This is a genomic window from Reyranella humidisoli (assembly GCF_019039055.1).
Lineage (GTDB): Bacteria > Pseudomonadota > Alphaproteobacteria > Reyranellales > Reyranellaceae > Reyranella > Reyranella humidisoli.
Window position 1 is genome coordinate 1,018,333 of record NZ_JAHOPB010000001.1, and the last position, 14,764, is coordinate 1,033,096.

A 14,764-nucleotide genomic window follows, 5' to 3' on the forward strand; every position below is an offset into this window, starting at 1 on the left:
GTCCCTATACTAACATACTAGTATGAATAACGCAGCGACCAACGCTTTGCGAACCTGTGGAGGACGCGATGTACGACGCCGGAAATGCCCAAAGGATCGTCGAGGCCTTGAAGGAAACCGAGGCCGAGTCGGAGGCCAACCGCCAACTGAGCCCTCGCGCGGTGGCTCTGCTGCATGAGTCCGGCGTCACCCGCATCGTGGCCCCTGCCGCCCATGGCGGTTACGAACTGCCGGTCCGGGCTCTTGTCGAAGCGGAGCGCACCATCGCGCACGGCAGTACGGCCGCGTCATGGGTCCTGATGGTCTGTGCGGCCCACACCTTCATCGCGGGCCGCCTGCCGAGCCTCGGACAGAACGAGATCTTCGGTGGCCATCCCGGCATGTTGATTCCCGGCGTCCCGTCCCTGCGCGGCACCTGCCAGCGCACCCAGGGCGGCTACATACTCAACGGCCGGTGGCCCTATGCCAGCGGGGCCGACCATGGCGACTGGGTACTGGTCGGCTGCAAGGGCATTCGCAACGAAGCCGGTGTCCCCTGTCCGTCCCTGATCGTCGTGATGCCGAAGAAGGACGCTGTCATCGACGACACCTGGTTCACCCTCGGCATGCGCGGAACGGGTTCGAAGGACATCGTGCTCGAAAACACGTTCATCCCCGAACACTACGCGGTGCCCATGCTCGAAGCCCAGCTCGGTACCGTCCCCGGAATAGACATTCCGCTTTATCGTCTTCCGATCCGGCCGACCCTGGCGACCATGCTGCTCGGCACGATCGTGGGAATGGCCGAACGTGGCCTGCAGCTCTTCATCGACAAGACCCGCGGTCGCCGCGACGTCTACACCGGAGCGATGAAGGCCGAGAACGCCGGCGTGCAGCGGCGCGTCGCCGAGGCGAGCGTCGAGATCTCCTGCGCCTGGTCGCTGACGAAGCAGAACTGCGATCTGCTGGAGGAGTCGATGCTGCACGATCCGCCGATGCCCGCGGCGAAGCGGGCGCAAATTCGCTGGAATGCGGCCTACGCCACCGAACTGTGCCGGCGTGCCTGCAACAGGCTCTTCGAAGGCGCAGGCGCGGGCGCAGCGCACGACAGCCACGTCATGCAGATCTTCTTCCGCGACATGAACACGGCATCGCATCACGCGATGCTCGATTTCGATGTGAACGTCGAGATCCAGGGCAAGAGCCTGCTGGGTGTGCATCTCGATGACGCCTGGGTATGACGACAGTCATGGCCGCAGGAGCCTGCTGATCAGGCCGCCTGTTGCGCGACTTCGGAGAGAGACACGACCCAGTCGCGGAACGCCTTGATCTTGCGTCGCCGGATCGCCTCGGGCGGATAGACGAGATAGTAGGCGAAGTCCGAGGAGCGCTTGAACTCGAACGGCACGACCAGCCGCCCGGCCTTGAGGTCGGGCTCGACCAGCGGGTTGCGCCCCAGCGCCACGCCCAGCCCGTCCATCGCCGCCTGATAAGCCGCCAGCGCGAAGTCGAACGAGACGCCGCGCGAGGCATCGACGCCCTTCACGCCCGCGGCGGTCAGCCAGACCTGCCAGTCGTCGGGAAAGTTGCCGATGTGGAGCAGCGTGAAGCGCTTCAAGTCGGCCGGCTTCTTCAGCCCGTTCGGTCCCTTGAGCAGCGACGGCGCGCAGACCGGCATCACGTCCTCGGCGACCAGCCGCTCGGCCATCAGGTTGGGCCACTGGCCGCGGCCGTAGCGGATGCCGATGTCGACGTCCTCGCGCGAGAAATCGACCAGTCCGGTGCCGGTCGAGATGCGCACGTCGATCTCGTTGTTGGCGCGCTGGAAGCCGCCCAGCCGCGGCACCAGCCACTTCATCGCGAAAGAGGCCGTGGTGGTCACGGTGAGATGGCCGCCCTTGTCTTTCTGCAGCAGCTTCTCGGTCGCCTCGTTCAGCTGATCGAACGCGGAACGCACCGCCGGCAGGTAGGCCTGGCCGGCCTCGGACAGAAGCAGCGAGCGATTGCGCCGCACGAACAATTTTAATCCGAGTCTCTGTTCCAGACCGCGCACCTGGTGGCTGATCGCGGCCTGCGTGACGCTCAATTCCTCGGCGGCATCGGTAAAGCTCATGTGGCGCGCGGCTGCTTCGAAGGCACGCAAGCCATTGAGTGGCGGCAGGGATCGTTTCATCGCGTGTCCTTCACATGAGCTATTTTAATCAAAACAGGACAAAGGGTCGTTTGTAAAGGGGCCTCCCCGGGCGCAAATCACCCTCAACAGAGTTCAAACCCCTTCGGGAGAGGTCCCATGGCCAACATATCGCTTCACGACACCTCGCAGGCCACGCTGGCTGGCGCCGTTGCAGCCTTCGCCGCCGTCGGCGAGGTGGTTGCAACCTGGCGGCGCCGCGCCCGGGAGCGCCGCGAACTCGCCAACCTCGACCACCGCACGTTGCGCGACCTCGGCATCAGCCCGACCGACGTCCAGTTCGAGGCCGACAAGCCCTTCTGGCGCGGCTGACCTTTCGAGATCCGGAGGGGTCCCGTCCTTACCCTGCGCGGGACCATCCCACTCCGGTGCCTGGCCGGCGGTCGCTCCTGCCTCCCTTGCGACCGCCGGCTTTTTCTTTGCGCATCTCCGTGGCTCTGCTAGAGCCGCCGCGTGCCCCTTAACGACCAGCAGATCCAGACCCTCGGCCGCGACGCCCTGCAGCGCGCGGCGGCGGGGGATTTCGCGGCGGCCGAGGAGATGTTCGGCCGCATTGTCGAGGCGCGGCCCAACATGGGCCAGGCGCTTCATCTGCTGGGCCAGTTCCGGCTGAAACTCGGACGCTTCGCCGAGGCCCGCGAACCGCTGGAGCGCGCCGCCCAATTCCTGCCGCGCGAGGTCGCGGCCCAGACCAACCTTGCCGGCTGCCTGCTCCAGCTCGGCCAGAACGAACAGGCGCTGGCCGCACTCGTACGAGCGGCGCGCCTCAAGCCCGACGATGCCAGCATCGCCCACAATACCGGCCGCGCCCTCGAAGCGCTGGGACGAGCCGAAGAGGCCGAGCGCGCCTACGACCAGGCCCTGTCGATCGACAACCGGCTGGTGCCCAGCCTCAGCGCGCGGGCAGACCTGCTGGCGGCGCGCGGCGAATGGGCGGGCGCCCTGACCGATCTCGAAACCGCGCTGGTCAGCCATCCGGCCGATCCGCGTCTTCGCCTGCGTCGCGGGAAGCTGCTGCTGCGCCAGGGCGACTGGTGGCGCGGCCTCGGCGATCACGAGGCGCGGCTCGAGATTGCCGGGGAACGCTACGCGCCCGAACTGCCAAATTGGCAGGGCGAACCGCTGACGGGCCGCCTGCTCGTCTATCCCGAACAGGCCGACATCGGCAGCAGCGAGGCGCTGCGCGACACGCTGATGCTGGCGCGCGGTGTCGATGCCATCATCCAGGGCGCCGTCGTGCAATGCGCGGCCCCGCTGGCCGGCTGGTTCGACGGTCCGACCGTGCAGCGCGGCGAACCGCTCGACGGGTTCGCGGCCGCCGCGCCGTTACGCAGCCTGCCGCATCTGCTGAACTGGTCGCTCGACGCGCTGCCGCCGCCCGCGAGATTGCGCCCGCAGGCAGTCCCATCGTCGCGCGTCGGCTGGTTCAGTCTCGTGGAACCGCCGGCGGGCCTCGAGATCACACGCGCGCCGGACGAAATCCCGGCCTGCCGCCTCGTCGTCGGTGACGATGCCTGGCCTGCCCATGCCGCGGCCTCGCTCGGCATTCCCACGGTGATCCTCCTGCCGCGTACCGCAGACTGGCTCTGGGGACCGAGGCTCGGAATATCGCCCTGGTATGCGTCAGCGGAATTGCTGCGCGACGATGATCGCGAAGGGCTGGCGGCGCGGCTCGCCCGGTGCTGATATCCGCGTCCCGCGGATAAACCACTCACCCCAAAGGCCAAACCCATGGGCAAGACCCTTTTCGACAAGATCTGGGACAGCCACGTCATCACCGATCTCGGGAACGGCTTCGTGCTTCTGCACATCGACCGGCTGCTGCTGCACGACATGTCAGGCGGCAAGGCGCTGAAGGAAGCCATCGAGAAGGGCTATCCGCCGTCGCAGCCGCGGCTGATCTACGGCACGCCCGACCACACCATGTCGACCAAGCCCGGCCGCACCGAGCACACCCATCCGCCGGGCCTGCCGCTGATCAAGTCGATGCGCGAGACGACCAGCGCCTACGGCATCAAGCTGTTCGACCTCGGCCAGGACGGCCAGGGCATCGTGCACGTCATGGGTCCCGAGCAGGGGCTCACCCTGCCGGGCACGACACTGGTCTGCGGCGACAGCCACACCTCCACGCATGGCGGCCTGGGCGCATTGGCGTTCGGCATCGGCTCTTCCGAGCTGGTGCATGTGATCGCCACCCAGACGATGGTCCAGCGCAAGCCCAAGCGCATGCGCGCCAGCTTCGAAGGCAAGCTGCTGCCGGGCGTCACGGCCAAGGACATGATCCTTCACCTGATCGGCGAACTCGGCACGGCCGCCGGCACCGGCTACTCGGTCGAATATGCCGGCTCGGGCGTGCGCGCCCTGCCGGCCGAGGCGCGGCTCACGCTCTGCAACCTCACCATCGAGATGGGCGCGCGCACCGGCATGGTCGCGCCCGACGACACGACCTACGAGTATCTCGACGGCCGCGACTATGCGCCGAAGGGCGCGATGTGGGATCGCGCCGTCGCTCACTGGCGCACCCTGCCGAGCGATCCCGATGCCGAATTCGATCGCGAGCACACGATCGACATGAAGAACGTCGCGCCGCAGATCACCTGGGGCACCAGCCCGGAGCACGTGATCGCCGTCGACCGCGCCATCCCCGATCCCGGCAAGGGACCGGAAGAGAAGCGTGGCGCCTGGGAAGCCGCACTCAAGTACCAGGGCCTCGAACCCGGCAAGCCGATCGAAGGCACCAAGGTCGACTGGGTGTTCATCGGCTCCTGCACCAACTCCCGCATCTCCGACCTACGCGCCGCCGCCGAGATCGTGAAGGGCCGGCACAAGGCCGATCATGTCACCGCTTGGGTCGTGCCCGGCTCGGTGCGCATCAAGGCCGAGGCCGAGGCCGAGGGCCTGGACCGCGTGTTCACCGAGGCGGGCTTCGAATGGCGCGAGCCGGGCTGCTCGATGTGTCTCGCCTCCAACGGCGAGCGCGTGCCGCCCGGCCAGCGCAGCGTCTCGACCTCGAACCGCAACTTCGTCGGCCGCCAGGGCCCCGGCGCCCGCACCCATCTCGCGAGCCCCGCCATGGCCGCGGCCGCCGCCATCAAGGGCGCCATCGCCGACGTGAGGAAGATGTAGCGAAAGGCATCGCCCTGAGGAGCGGCCTGCAGGGCCGCGTCTCGAAGGGTGGGAACGAGCACCACATTTGTTGCCCATCCTTCGAGACGCGCTGCGCGCTCCTCAGGATGAGGTGGGAGGAGGAAACGCAAGATGGACAAGTTCACCAAGGTGACGGGTGTCGCGGCGCCGCTGATGCGCCAGAACGTCGATACCGACCTGATCATCCGCATCGAGCGGCTGGTCGACAACGTGACGCGCGAGGGTCTCGGCCCTTACGCCTTCGAGCAGATCCGCTTCAAGCCCGACGGCAGCGAGGACCCGGACTGCATCTTCAACCAGACGCCCTATCGCGACGCGCCGATCATCCTCAGCCGCGAGAATTTCGGCTGCGGCTCCAGCCGCGAGGGCGCGGTGTGGGCGCTGAAGGGCATGGGCATCAAGGCGGTGATCGCGCCGTACTTCGGCGACATCTTCAACAACAACTGCTTCCAGAACGGCCTTCTGCCGGTGGCCCTGCCGATCCACGAGATCGAACAGCTCGCCGACGAGATGAAGGCCTCGCCCGGCAACGCGCGCGTCACCGTCGACCTCGAGAACTGCCAGGTGATCTCGCCGACCGGCCGCACCATCCCGTTCCAGGTCGATGCGCGCCGCCAGCATGCGATGCTGAACGGGCTGGACGACATCGCCCTCACCATGTCGCGCCGCGACGAGATCGAGGCGTGGCAGACGTCGGACAAGAGTGCGCGGCCCTGGATCTGGCTCTAGGCACTTGAGCCCGTGCACCCCGCAGCGGGCATGAGCCCGCTGCATCTCGCGGCGGCCCTCCTCATCGTGGCGATGTGGGGGCTGAACTTCACGGTCATCCGCTTCGGCCTCGACGAGTTCACACCCTTCGCCTTCGCGACCTGGCGCTTCCTGCTGGGCGCACTGCCGGCCCTGTTCATCCCGAAGCCTGCCGTTTCCTGGTCCGTGCTGGCGGGAATCGGCGGCCTGATGTTCGGCGGCCAGTTCATCTTCCTGTTCTTTGCCATGCAGGCCGGCCTGCCTCCCGGTCTCACCTCGGTGCTGGTGCAGCTCCAGGGGCCGCTCACGGTCGTGCTGGCCGCCCTGCTGCTGCGCGAGCATGCGACGCGCGGACAGTGGCTGGGCCTCGCCATCGCGGTCGCCGGCGTCGTGCTGATCGCGCAGTCGATCTCAGGCGATACGCCGCTGCTCGCCTTGGGTCTCGCGCTGATGTCGGCCTTCACATGGGCGCTGGGCAACCTCGTCTTCCGCTCGGCGCGCGGCGTCTCGATGTTCGCCGTCACGGTCTGGGCCAGCGTCCTGCCGCCGATCCCGCTCGGGCTGGCGTCCCTCGTGCTCGATGGGCCGATGGCGCTGGCCGCGCCAATCCTGGCGCCGACCTTGCGCGGCTGGTTCGTGCTCTTCTACACGGTCGTTCCGGTGATGTGGCTGGGTTACCTGATCTGGGGAACCTTGCTGCGCACCTATCCTGCCGCGAAGGTCGGCCCGGTCAGCCTGCTCGTGCCCTGCGCCGCGCTCGCGATCTCCGGCTATCTGACTGGCGAGCCGCTGGAGGGGATGCGCATGGTCGGCGTCGCCGTCGTGCTGGGTGGCGTGGCGCTCGGCGTCTATGCCTCGGCGCGCCGCCTGCGCTGAACCCCTCGCGCGGTCTTGCCGAACACCGAAGGCGGCACGGCGCGGTTCACGACCTCGCGCAGCGCGAAGCTCGATTCGAGCCGGGCCACGCGCGGCAGGCGCGAAAGTTCGGTCCGGTGGATGCGCTCGAAATCCTCGATGTCGCGCGCCAGCACGATGACGACGTAGTCGTCGCTGCCCGACATCAGGAAGCAGCGCACGACCGAGGGACAGTCGAGGACGCCCGCCTCGAACGCCTTGAGCGCCTCGTCGCTCTGGCTGTCCAGGGTGATCCGCACCACCACCGTGGTGGCCAGCCCGAAGCGGCGGAGATCGAGGACGGCCTGGTAGCTCTGGATAAGACCGTTTTCCTCGAGCGCCCGCTGTCGCCGCGCCACCGCCGTGCTGGAAAGGCCGACGCGTGCGGCCAGTTCGACCTGGCTGACACGGGCATTCCCGGTCAACTCCGACAGGATGGTGGCGTCGATCTTGTCGATATCCATGTTTGCAATCCTGCGCGATTCTGCCTTTCAGCGTAGAGTTCAGGCGAGATCGACGCAATTCGCCTTCAGAATGCCGGGAAACGAACCCGCTTTCCTTGGTTTGATGGTCTCCGGAACAGCCTGGAGATTGCCCGCATGCGCGTCGGTGTACCGAAGGAGATCAAGACCCACGAATATCGCGTCGGTCTGACGCCGGGCGCGGTCCGCGAATACGTCCATTCCCGCCATGAAGTCGTGGTCGAGACCGGCGCGGGCGCAGGGATCAACGCCAGCGACGAGGTCTATCGTGCGGCCGGCGCGCACATCGCCGCCACGGCGGGCGAGATCTTCGCGACGGCCGACATGATCGTGAAGGTGAAGGAGCCGCAGCCCGGCGAATGGGTCCAGCTCCGCCCCGGCCAGATACTGTTCACCTATCTCCATCTCGCCGCCGATCCCGAGCAGGCGAAGGGCCTGATCGCCTCGGGCTGCACCGCCATCGCCTATGAGACCGTGACCGATCCTCGCGGCGGCCTGCCATTGCTGGCGCCGATGAGCGAGGTCGCGGGGCGTCTTTCCATCGAGGCGGCGGGCGGTGCCCTGCAGCGCCATCGCGGCGGGCGCGGCCTGTTGCTGGGCGGCGTGCCGGGCGTGCAGCCCGCCCATGTCGTCGTGCTGGGCGGCGGCGTTGTGGGCACGCATGCCGCGCGCATGGCGGCGGGCCTCGGCGCCGACGTCACGGTGCTCGACCGCTCGCTGCCGCGGCTGCGCGAACTCGACGAACTGTTCGGGGGCCGCGTGCGCACGCGCTACTCGACCCTTGCCGCGGTCGAACAGGAGGTCTTCGCGGCCGACGCGGTGATCGGCGCCGTGCTGGTGCCCGGCGCCAGCGCGCCGAAGCTGGTGACGAAGGCGATGCTGAAGTCGATGAAGCCGGGCTCGGTGATCGTCGACGTCGCCATCGACCAGGGCGGCTGCTTCGAAACCTCGCACGCGACGACCCACGCCCAGCCGACCTACGAGGTCGAGGGCATCATCCACTATTGCGTCGCCAATATGCCGGGCGCGGTGCCGCTGACCTCGAGCGAGGCGCTGAACAACGCCACGCTCCCCTTTGGTCTGGCACTCGCGGCCAGGGGCCTCGCCGCCGTCGCCGCGGACCCGCACCTCCGCGCCGGCCTCAACATCCATCGCGGCCGCTTCACCCACAAGGCGGCCGCCGAAAGCCTCGGCTTGCCCTACGCACCGGCGGAGCAGGCGATCGCCGCGTAGTCTTTCACTGTCCTCTCCCCCACTTCGTGGCGGAGAGGACTTAGGAGACGGTCAGGCGTGCTCGACGCTCACGACCACGCTGCCGCGTTTGCGGCCGGTTTCGACGTAGGCGTGCGCTTCGGGCATTTGCGCGAAGCGGTAGCGGCGATCGATCACGGGCTTCAGCGCGCCGGCTTCGGCTAGGGCGGCGATCTCCGGTATGTCGCCGGCCCGTTCCTCGGCAGGGCCGGCGATGACCCGCCGGCTTCCGGTCAACGGCGCCCACACCGACGCCAGCATCTCCGGCAGGCCCGCCGCCACGGCGAGCAGCCGGCCCTTGTCCTTGAGGATACGCATGCAGCGCGCGACCGGCGTCTTGCCGACCGTGTCGACGACGATGTCGTAGGTCTCGCCCCGCGCCGTGAAGTCCTCGCGCGTGTAGTCGATCACCCGGTCGGCGCCGAGCGAAGCGACGAGCGCCAGGTTGTTCGTGCTGGTCACACCCGTCACCTGGGCGCCGAAATGCTTCGCGAGCTGGACCATGGCGCTGCCGACACCGCCGGACGCACCGATCACCAGCACTGCCTCACCCGCCTTGATCTTTGCCTTGCGCAGGTAATGCAGCGAGGTCGAAGCGCCGAACGGCAGAGACGCCGCCTCCTCGAACGACAGGTTTGCGGGTTTGCGCGCGATGCGCCCGTCCTCGGGCATCGTTCGGTACTGCGCATGGCAACCCATCGCGCCGCCGGGAAAGCCGAACACCTCGTCGCCGACCCGAAAGCGCGTGACGTGCTTGCCGACGGACTCGATCGTCCCGGCCATCTCGGAGCCCATGATGGGCTGGCGGGGCCGCGTGAAGCCGATGGCGAGACGCGCCACCAGCCCGAGGCCGGTGGGCACGTGCAGCGTGCGCACGCGCCAGTCGCCCGAGGTGACCGTCGTGGCGTGGATCCTGACGAGCACCTCGTTGTCCCGCGGCACGGGCTTCGGCACCTCGGCAAGCTCGACGACATCGGGACCGCCGTAGCGGCGGTAGACGAAGGCTTTCATGGTCTGGCGCTCTAACGTCCTCTCCGCCAGGCAGTGGGCAGGGCTATCTCATGTGAGGTAAGGGTCCCTCGCTTACGCTCGGGATGACACCGCTTGTTCGATCAGCGCACTGCGCAAATCCCAACAGAATTGTCATCCCGAGCCTAAGCGAGGGACCTTTCGCCTTCCTCTGAACACCAACCATCACGGCCTTCTGAGACATGTGCGATGGCCCTGCCCACTCCGTAGCGAGAGGGTGCTTGAGGTGGATCAGACTTTCTCCAGCCCACACCATTCGGCGATGAACAGCGCCGTCGACTGGGTGATCTTGCGGATCGATTCGATGTTCACCCTCTCGTCGAAGCCGTGGACGTCGTCCGACTGCGGCCCGTAGACCAGCGCCGGCAGGCCGGCATAGAGGCCGAAGAAACGGGCATCGGTCGTACCGGTCGTGCGCCGGTCGTCGAGTTCCGCGCCGAACACCGTCTTGTGCGCGTCCGCGAGGATGTCGCGCACATGCTCGTGGTTCTTGAGCACATAGGGCTCGGCCTGAAAGCCTTCCCAGCTCACGGTCGGCAGGTTGTTGCCGAGGAAGGGATCGTTGGCCGCGGCCTGGCGGATCGTGTCCTCGACCTCCTGCCGGCACTCCTTGAGCGTCTGCGTCGGCAGCACGCCCACGCGCATGTCGAAGGTGCACCAGGACGGCACCGAGCTCGCCCAGTCGCCGCCGGCGATCTTGCCGACGTTGAAGTTCACCGGATGATGATGGTCGCAGTAATGCTTGTCGTGGACCTTGAGCGCGTTCCACTTCTTCTCGAGTTCGCGCAACTGCTGGATCAGGCGATAGGCGGACTCGATCGCGTTCGAGCCGGCATCGGCCTTGTAGACATGGACCGGATGGCCGGTGACCTTGACCTGGAACCACATCACGCCGACCTGCGAGACGGTGAGCGTGCAGCCCGAGGGCTCGGGGATCAGCGCCGCCTCGGCGCGATAGCCGCGCTGCAGGCAGGCCAGCGCGCCGTTGCCCGTGCACTCCTCCTCGACCACCGACTGCTGGTAGACGTCGGCCGCCGGCATGTAGCCAAGCGCGCGCAGGGCCCGCAGGGCGAAGACGTTCAGGATCAGCCCGGCCTTCATGTCGCCCGAGCCGCGGCCGTACATCCAGCCGTCCTTGACGTAGGCGTCGTAGGGATTGCGCGTCCACATCTCGTGCGGCCCCTCGGGCACCACGTCGATGTGTCCGTTGAGGATCAGCGAGCGGCCCTTCGGGTTCGACGGCCGCCAGGCACCAACGACGTTCCAGGCATCGTCATAGTCCAGCGAGTGCGGCGAGTAGCCCGGCAGGTGCTTCAGGTCGTCGATCTTGACCTGCCAGCGGTCGATGCCGAGCCCGTCCTCCTTGAACAGGCGCGCCATCATGTCCTGCGCGGGCGCTTCCTGGAAACGGGTGGAGGGAATGCGGACCAGATCGGCCAGCACGTTGGTCTGATCGTCGAAGCGACGATCGACTTCGTCCATGATTTTGGTCTTGAGCGATGATTCGAGCATGCGCGGACTTTGGCGTAGCCCCGGTACGGCGTCTATAGTTACGGGCGGAGGAAACAAAGATGTACCCGGGCAAACACGCGACGCAGGCGTCCCATCCTGCGGTGATCATGGCCGGCAGCGGCGAGACCGTGACCTACGGCGAACTGGAAGCGCGCAGCAACCGGCTGGCGCACCTGCTGCGGGCACACGGCATCGAGCGGCTCGACCACTATTCGATCTACATGGAGAACAACGCACGCTACGTGGAGTGCTGCACCGCGGGTGAACGCACCGGCACCTACTACACCTGCGTGAACTCGTTCCTGACGGCCGACGAGCTGGCCTACATCCTGAACAACAGCACTTCGAAAGTGCTCATCACCTCGCAGGCCAAGCGGGACGTGGCCCTCGCCGCCCTGCCGCAATGCCCGGGACTCGAACTTTGTATCGTCGTCGACGGACCCGGCGCCGAATCGAAGGGCGGAACGAGGATCGTCAACCTGGAAGAGGCGACCGCCGGCTTGCCCGATACGCCGATCGCCGACGAGTCGCTGGGCACGGCGATGCTCTATTCGTCCGGCACGACGGGGCGACCGAAGGGCATCGTGCGGCCGCTGGCCGAACAGCCGCCGTCGCAGCTCCTGCCGATCTTCTCCTTCCTGCTGAAGCTCTGGCAGTACCGCGAGGGCATGATCTATCTCTCGCCGGCGCCGCTCTATCACTCGGCGCCGCAGGCGGCGGTGAACCTCGCGATCCGCATGGGCGGCACCGTGATCGTCATGGAACGCTTCGATGCCGAGCATTACCTCCAGCTCCTCGAGAAATACCGCGTCACGCACAGCCAGCTGGTGCCGACCATGTTCTCGCGCCTGCTCAAGCTGCCAGAGGAAACGCGCACGCGGTACGACCTCGGTTCGCTGGAGATCGCCATCCATGCGGCGGCGCCCTGCCCCGTCCAGGTGAAGGAACAGATGATCGAATGGTGGGGGCCGATCATCCACGAATATTACGGCGCCACCGAGGGGCTGGGCTTCACCGCCTGCAACTCCGAGGAATGGCTGGCGCACAAGGGCACGGTGGGCCGCGTCCTGCTGGGCGAGCTGCACGTGCTGGACGACGACATGAAGCCGCTCCCCTCCGGCACGCCCGGCACCCTGTGGTTCAAGACCGCGACGCCCTTCGAGTATTTCAATGACCCCGGCAAGACGCGCGAGGCGCGCTCCGAGGACGGCACGATGAGCACGGTCGGCGACGTGGGTTATGTCGACGCCGACGGCTATCTCCACCTGACCGACCGGGCGACCTTCATGATCATCTCCGGTGGCGTGAACATCTATCCGCAGGAATGCGAGAACCTGCTGATCACCCATCCGAAGGTGGCCGATGCGGCGGTGTTCGGCGTGCCCAATGCCGATCTCGGCGAGGAGGTGAAGGCGGTCGTCCAGCTCATGCCGGGCGTGCCGAAGAATGCCGCCACCGCCGAGGAACTGATCACCTTCTGCGGCCAGCACCTCGCACGCCAGAAGGTGCCGCGCTCCGTCGATTTCGAGGACGAGCTGCCGCGCCTGCCGACCGGCAAGCTCTACAAGCGCCTGCTGCGCGACCGTTACTGGGGCGACAAGAAGAGCCGCATCGTCTGATCCCGGAGTCCTTCCATCTCACATTGAACCACTCACCTCATCCTGAGAGGCCGACCGGAAATGAATTGAGTCGATTCAAACACGTACCTAATCCTGAGGAGGCCCGAAGGGCCGTCTCGAAGGATGGGCAACAGGCAAGGTGCGCGTGCCCACCCTTCGAGACACGCTCCTGCGGAGCGTTCCTCAGGGTGAGGTCAGTGTTGGAATGCTCGGCTCGATTAAATCTTGCCCGAGACGCCCTAGCCGCGCGACCGGCGCTGCGAACGCGACAGCATCGCCGCGGGGATCAGGGCAGCCAGCGCCACGACGCCCACCACGATGAAGGTATCGGAGAAGGCCATGATCTGGGCCTTGCTCTGCACGATCGTCGCCAGGTAGTCGATCGCGCCGGCCTTCTGTTGCTGATGCGGCAGTCCGCCGCGCTGCAGGAGCTGCTCGATCTGCGTCAGCATCCGTTCGGTCGTGCGGTTGCCCCAGTCCTGCGTGGCCGTCAGCGCGTCGGCATGGAAGCGCGTGCGGATCTCGAAAAAGGCGACCATCAGGTTGATGCCGAACGCGCCGCCGAGCTGGCGCATGAAGTTGGCGACGCCCGAACCCTGGCGCACCTTGTCGGCCGGCAGCGCCTTCAATGACGAAGCATTGAGGCTCGGATTGATGAAGCCCAGGCCCAGCCGCGACACCATCACCATGCTGACCAGCGTCCAGAACGTGGTGTCCACGTCGGCGGCCGTCATCCAGGCGAAGCCCAGCGCGAACAGCAGCAGCCCACCGATGATCATGGTCGAGGCCGGCATGGCGTCCGAGAGGCGCCCCGCGAGCGGGAAGATAAAGGCCAGCATGATGCCCGCCGGCATCATCATCAGCCCGGCCAGCAAGGGCGTGAAGCCGATGATAGTCTGCACGAAGACCGGGATGATGTAGGTCGAGCCCATCATGCCGGCACCGAAGATGAAGGCAATGAGGGCCGCGGCGGAGAATTCGACGTTGCCGAAGATGCGCACGTCGAGCAGCGCGCGCGGCGTGTAGAGCTCCCAGCAGACGAAGGCCACCGTGGCCACGGCGCCGAGGACCAGCCGGAACACGATGGCATCAGAGCCCCAGCCCTCGCGCTGGCCGTCGGCGATGCCGGTCATGAGACCGAACAGCGCCGTGCAGAGGAGCGCGAAGCCCAGCCAGTCGAAGGGCGGAACCACCTTCGGGATCGGCCGGTGCGGCATGAACACGAGGCCCATCACGGCGGCGACGACGCAGAAGGGCAGAGAGATGAAAAAGACGTAACGCCAGGAGAAGTATTCGATCATCAGCCCGCCCAGGGTCGGGCCGATCGCCGGCGCGAACACGACGCCGAGGCCGAACACGCCCATCGCCATGCCGCGGCGCTCCGGCGGAAACACCGTGAAGATGGTGGCCATGACCAGCGGCTGGGCGACGCCGGCGCTGAAGCCCTGCAGCACGCGGGCGAAGATCAGCGCATCCTCGGTCGGCGCCATGCCGCCCATCAGCGCGCCCACCGAGAAGAAGAACAGCGCCCCCACGAAGGTCCGGCGCTCGCCCAGGATGCCGCTCAGCCAGGCGTTGATCAGCATGCCGGCGGTCATCGTCGCCATGTAGGCCGACGACATCCACTGCGCCTTGTCCTGGCCGATGCCGAAGGCGCCCATGACGTCGGGCACCGCGACGTTGACCGTGGTCATCGCCAGCACCATCGACACCACACCCATCATGCCGGTGATGGTGACCAGCCAGCGATACGAAGGCCCGTAGCGCTCGGTGAGCGCCGCGGCCGTCTGCAGGGGAACGGCGGCGGTCGTCATGCTGCCGGGGATGTCGTCACGCGACGATCATGACCCCATCGCCCCGTAAGACGGGGCACTTCCCCATTTGAATGGGCAAGAAAGCATTCGAGTGCCTCC

The 14,764-nt window shown here is 67.0% G+C and carries 13 protein-coding genes; 8 read left to right on the plus strand and 5 right to left on the minus strand.

Translation table 11 applies throughout. The features are described 5' to 3' along the window. Positions 1 to 68: 68 nt before the first annotated feature. Entirely contained in the window at positions 69 to 1,220 is a 1,152-nt protein-coding gene (locus tag KQ910_RS04960; RefSeq protein ID WP_216957366.1) for an acyl-CoA dehydrogenase family protein, read from the plus strand. A gap of 29 nt (positions 1,221 to 1,249) precedes the next feature. On the opposite strand, the gene KQ910_RS04965 is transcribed toward KQ910_RS04960, so the two are convergent. After that, on the minus strand, positions 1,250 to 2,152 hold the full coding sequence (locus KQ910_RS04965) for a transcriptional regulator GcvA (RefSeq protein ID WP_216957367.1): 903 nt from the start codon (positions 2,150 to 2,152) through the stop codon (positions 1,250 to 1,252). A gap of 117 nt (positions 2,153 to 2,269) precedes the next feature. Between KQ910_RS04965 and KQ910_RS04970 the strand changes: the two genes are divergently transcribed. The 5 genes from KQ910_RS04970 (at position 2,270) to KQ910_RS04990 (ending at position 6,940) form a co-directional block, all read left to right on the plus strand. After that, a complete protein-coding gene (locus KQ910_RS04970; RefSeq protein WP_216957368.1) occupies positions 2,270 to 2,482 on the plus strand; it encodes a DUF1127 domain-containing protein in 213 nt (70 codons plus the stop codon). A gap of 141 nt (positions 2,483 to 2,623) precedes the next feature. Then, on the plus strand, positions 2,624 to 3,856 hold the full coding sequence (locus tag KQ910_RS04975) for a tetratricopeptide repeat-containing glycosyltransferase family protein (protein WP_216957369.1): 1,233 nt from the start codon (positions 2,624 to 2,626) through the stop codon (positions 3,854 to 3,856). Between the two features lie 45 nt (positions 3,857 to 3,901). Beyond that, positions 3,902 to 5,296 carry a 3-isopropylmalate dehydratase large subunit gene (leuC, locus tag KQ910_RS04980; protein WP_216957370.1) on the plus strand — a complete coding sequence of 465 codons (1,395 nt, stop codon included), beginning with the start codon at positions 3,902 to 3,904 and terminating at the stop codon, positions 5,294 to 5,296. 132 nt (positions 5,297 to 5,428) lie between these two features. After that, the gene (gene leuD, locus KQ910_RS04985) at positions 5,429 to 6,046 is read left to right on the plus strand and encodes a 3-isopropylmalate dehydratase small subunit (RefSeq protein ID WP_216957371.1); all 618 of its coding nucleotides are present in this window, start codon (positions 5,429 to 5,431) and stop codon (positions 6,044 to 6,046) included. Positions 6,047 to 6,076: 30 nt separating this feature from the next. Beyond that, positions 6,077 to 6,940 carry an EamA family transporter gene (locus tag KQ910_RS04990; protein ID WP_216957372.1) on the plus strand — a complete coding sequence of 288 codons (864 nt, stop codon included), beginning with the start codon at positions 6,077 to 6,079 and terminating at the stop codon, positions 6,938 to 6,940. On the opposite strand, the gene KQ910_RS04995 is transcribed toward KQ910_RS04990, so the two are convergent. After that, positions 6,913 to 7,422, minus strand: a complete 510-nt coding sequence (locus KQ910_RS04995; RefSeq protein WP_216957373.1) for an Lrp/AsnC family transcriptional regulator — start codon at positions 7,420 to 7,422, stop codon at positions 6,913 to 6,915. The two genes, KQ910_RS04990 and KQ910_RS04995, sit on opposite strands and share 28 nt — an antisense overlap. Before the next feature lie 135 nt (positions 7,423 to 7,557). Between KQ910_RS04995 and ald the strand changes: the two genes are divergently transcribed. Beyond that, positions 7,558 to 8,673, plus strand: a complete 1,116-nt coding sequence (ald, locus tag KQ910_RS05000) for an alanine dehydrogenase (protein ID WP_216957374.1) — start codon at positions 7,558 to 7,560, stop codon at positions 8,671 to 8,673. 51 nt (positions 8,674 to 8,724) lie between these two features. Here ald and KQ910_RS05005 read toward each other — a convergent pair whose 3' ends face one another. Together KQ910_RS05005 and KQ910_RS05010 are read right to left on the minus strand one after the other, a co-directional pair. Then, positions 8,725 to 9,702, minus strand: coding sequence for an NAD(P)-dependent alcohol dehydrogenase (locus KQ910_RS05005; protein WP_216957375.1), 978 nt, complete (start codon positions 9,700 to 9,702; stop codon positions 8,725 to 8,727). A 249-nt stretch (positions 9,703 to 9,951) separates the two neighbouring features. Further along, positions 9,952 to 11,232, minus strand: a complete 1,281-nt coding sequence (locus tag KQ910_RS05010; RefSeq protein WP_216957376.1) for an ArgE/DapE family deacylase — start codon at positions 11,230 to 11,232, stop codon at positions 9,952 to 9,954. 59 nt (positions 11,233 to 11,291) lie between these two features. On the opposite strand from KQ910_RS05010, the gene KQ910_RS05015 reads away from it, so the two are divergent. Further along, positions 11,292 to 12,851 (plus strand): AMP-binding protein, encoded by a 1,560-nt coding sequence (locus KQ910_RS05015; RefSeq protein ID WP_216957377.1) that lies wholly within the window; start codon positions 11,292 to 11,294, stop codon positions 12,849 to 12,851. A 239-nt stretch (positions 12,852 to 13,090) separates the two neighbouring features. Here KQ910_RS05015 and KQ910_RS05020 read toward each other — a convergent pair whose 3' ends face one another. Next, positions 13,091 to 14,665, minus strand: coding sequence for a DHA2 family efflux MFS transporter permease subunit (locus tag KQ910_RS05020; RefSeq protein WP_216957378.1), 1,575 nt, complete (start codon positions 14,663 to 14,665; stop codon positions 13,091 to 13,093). Positions 14,666 to 14,764 lie beyond the last annotated feature (99 nt).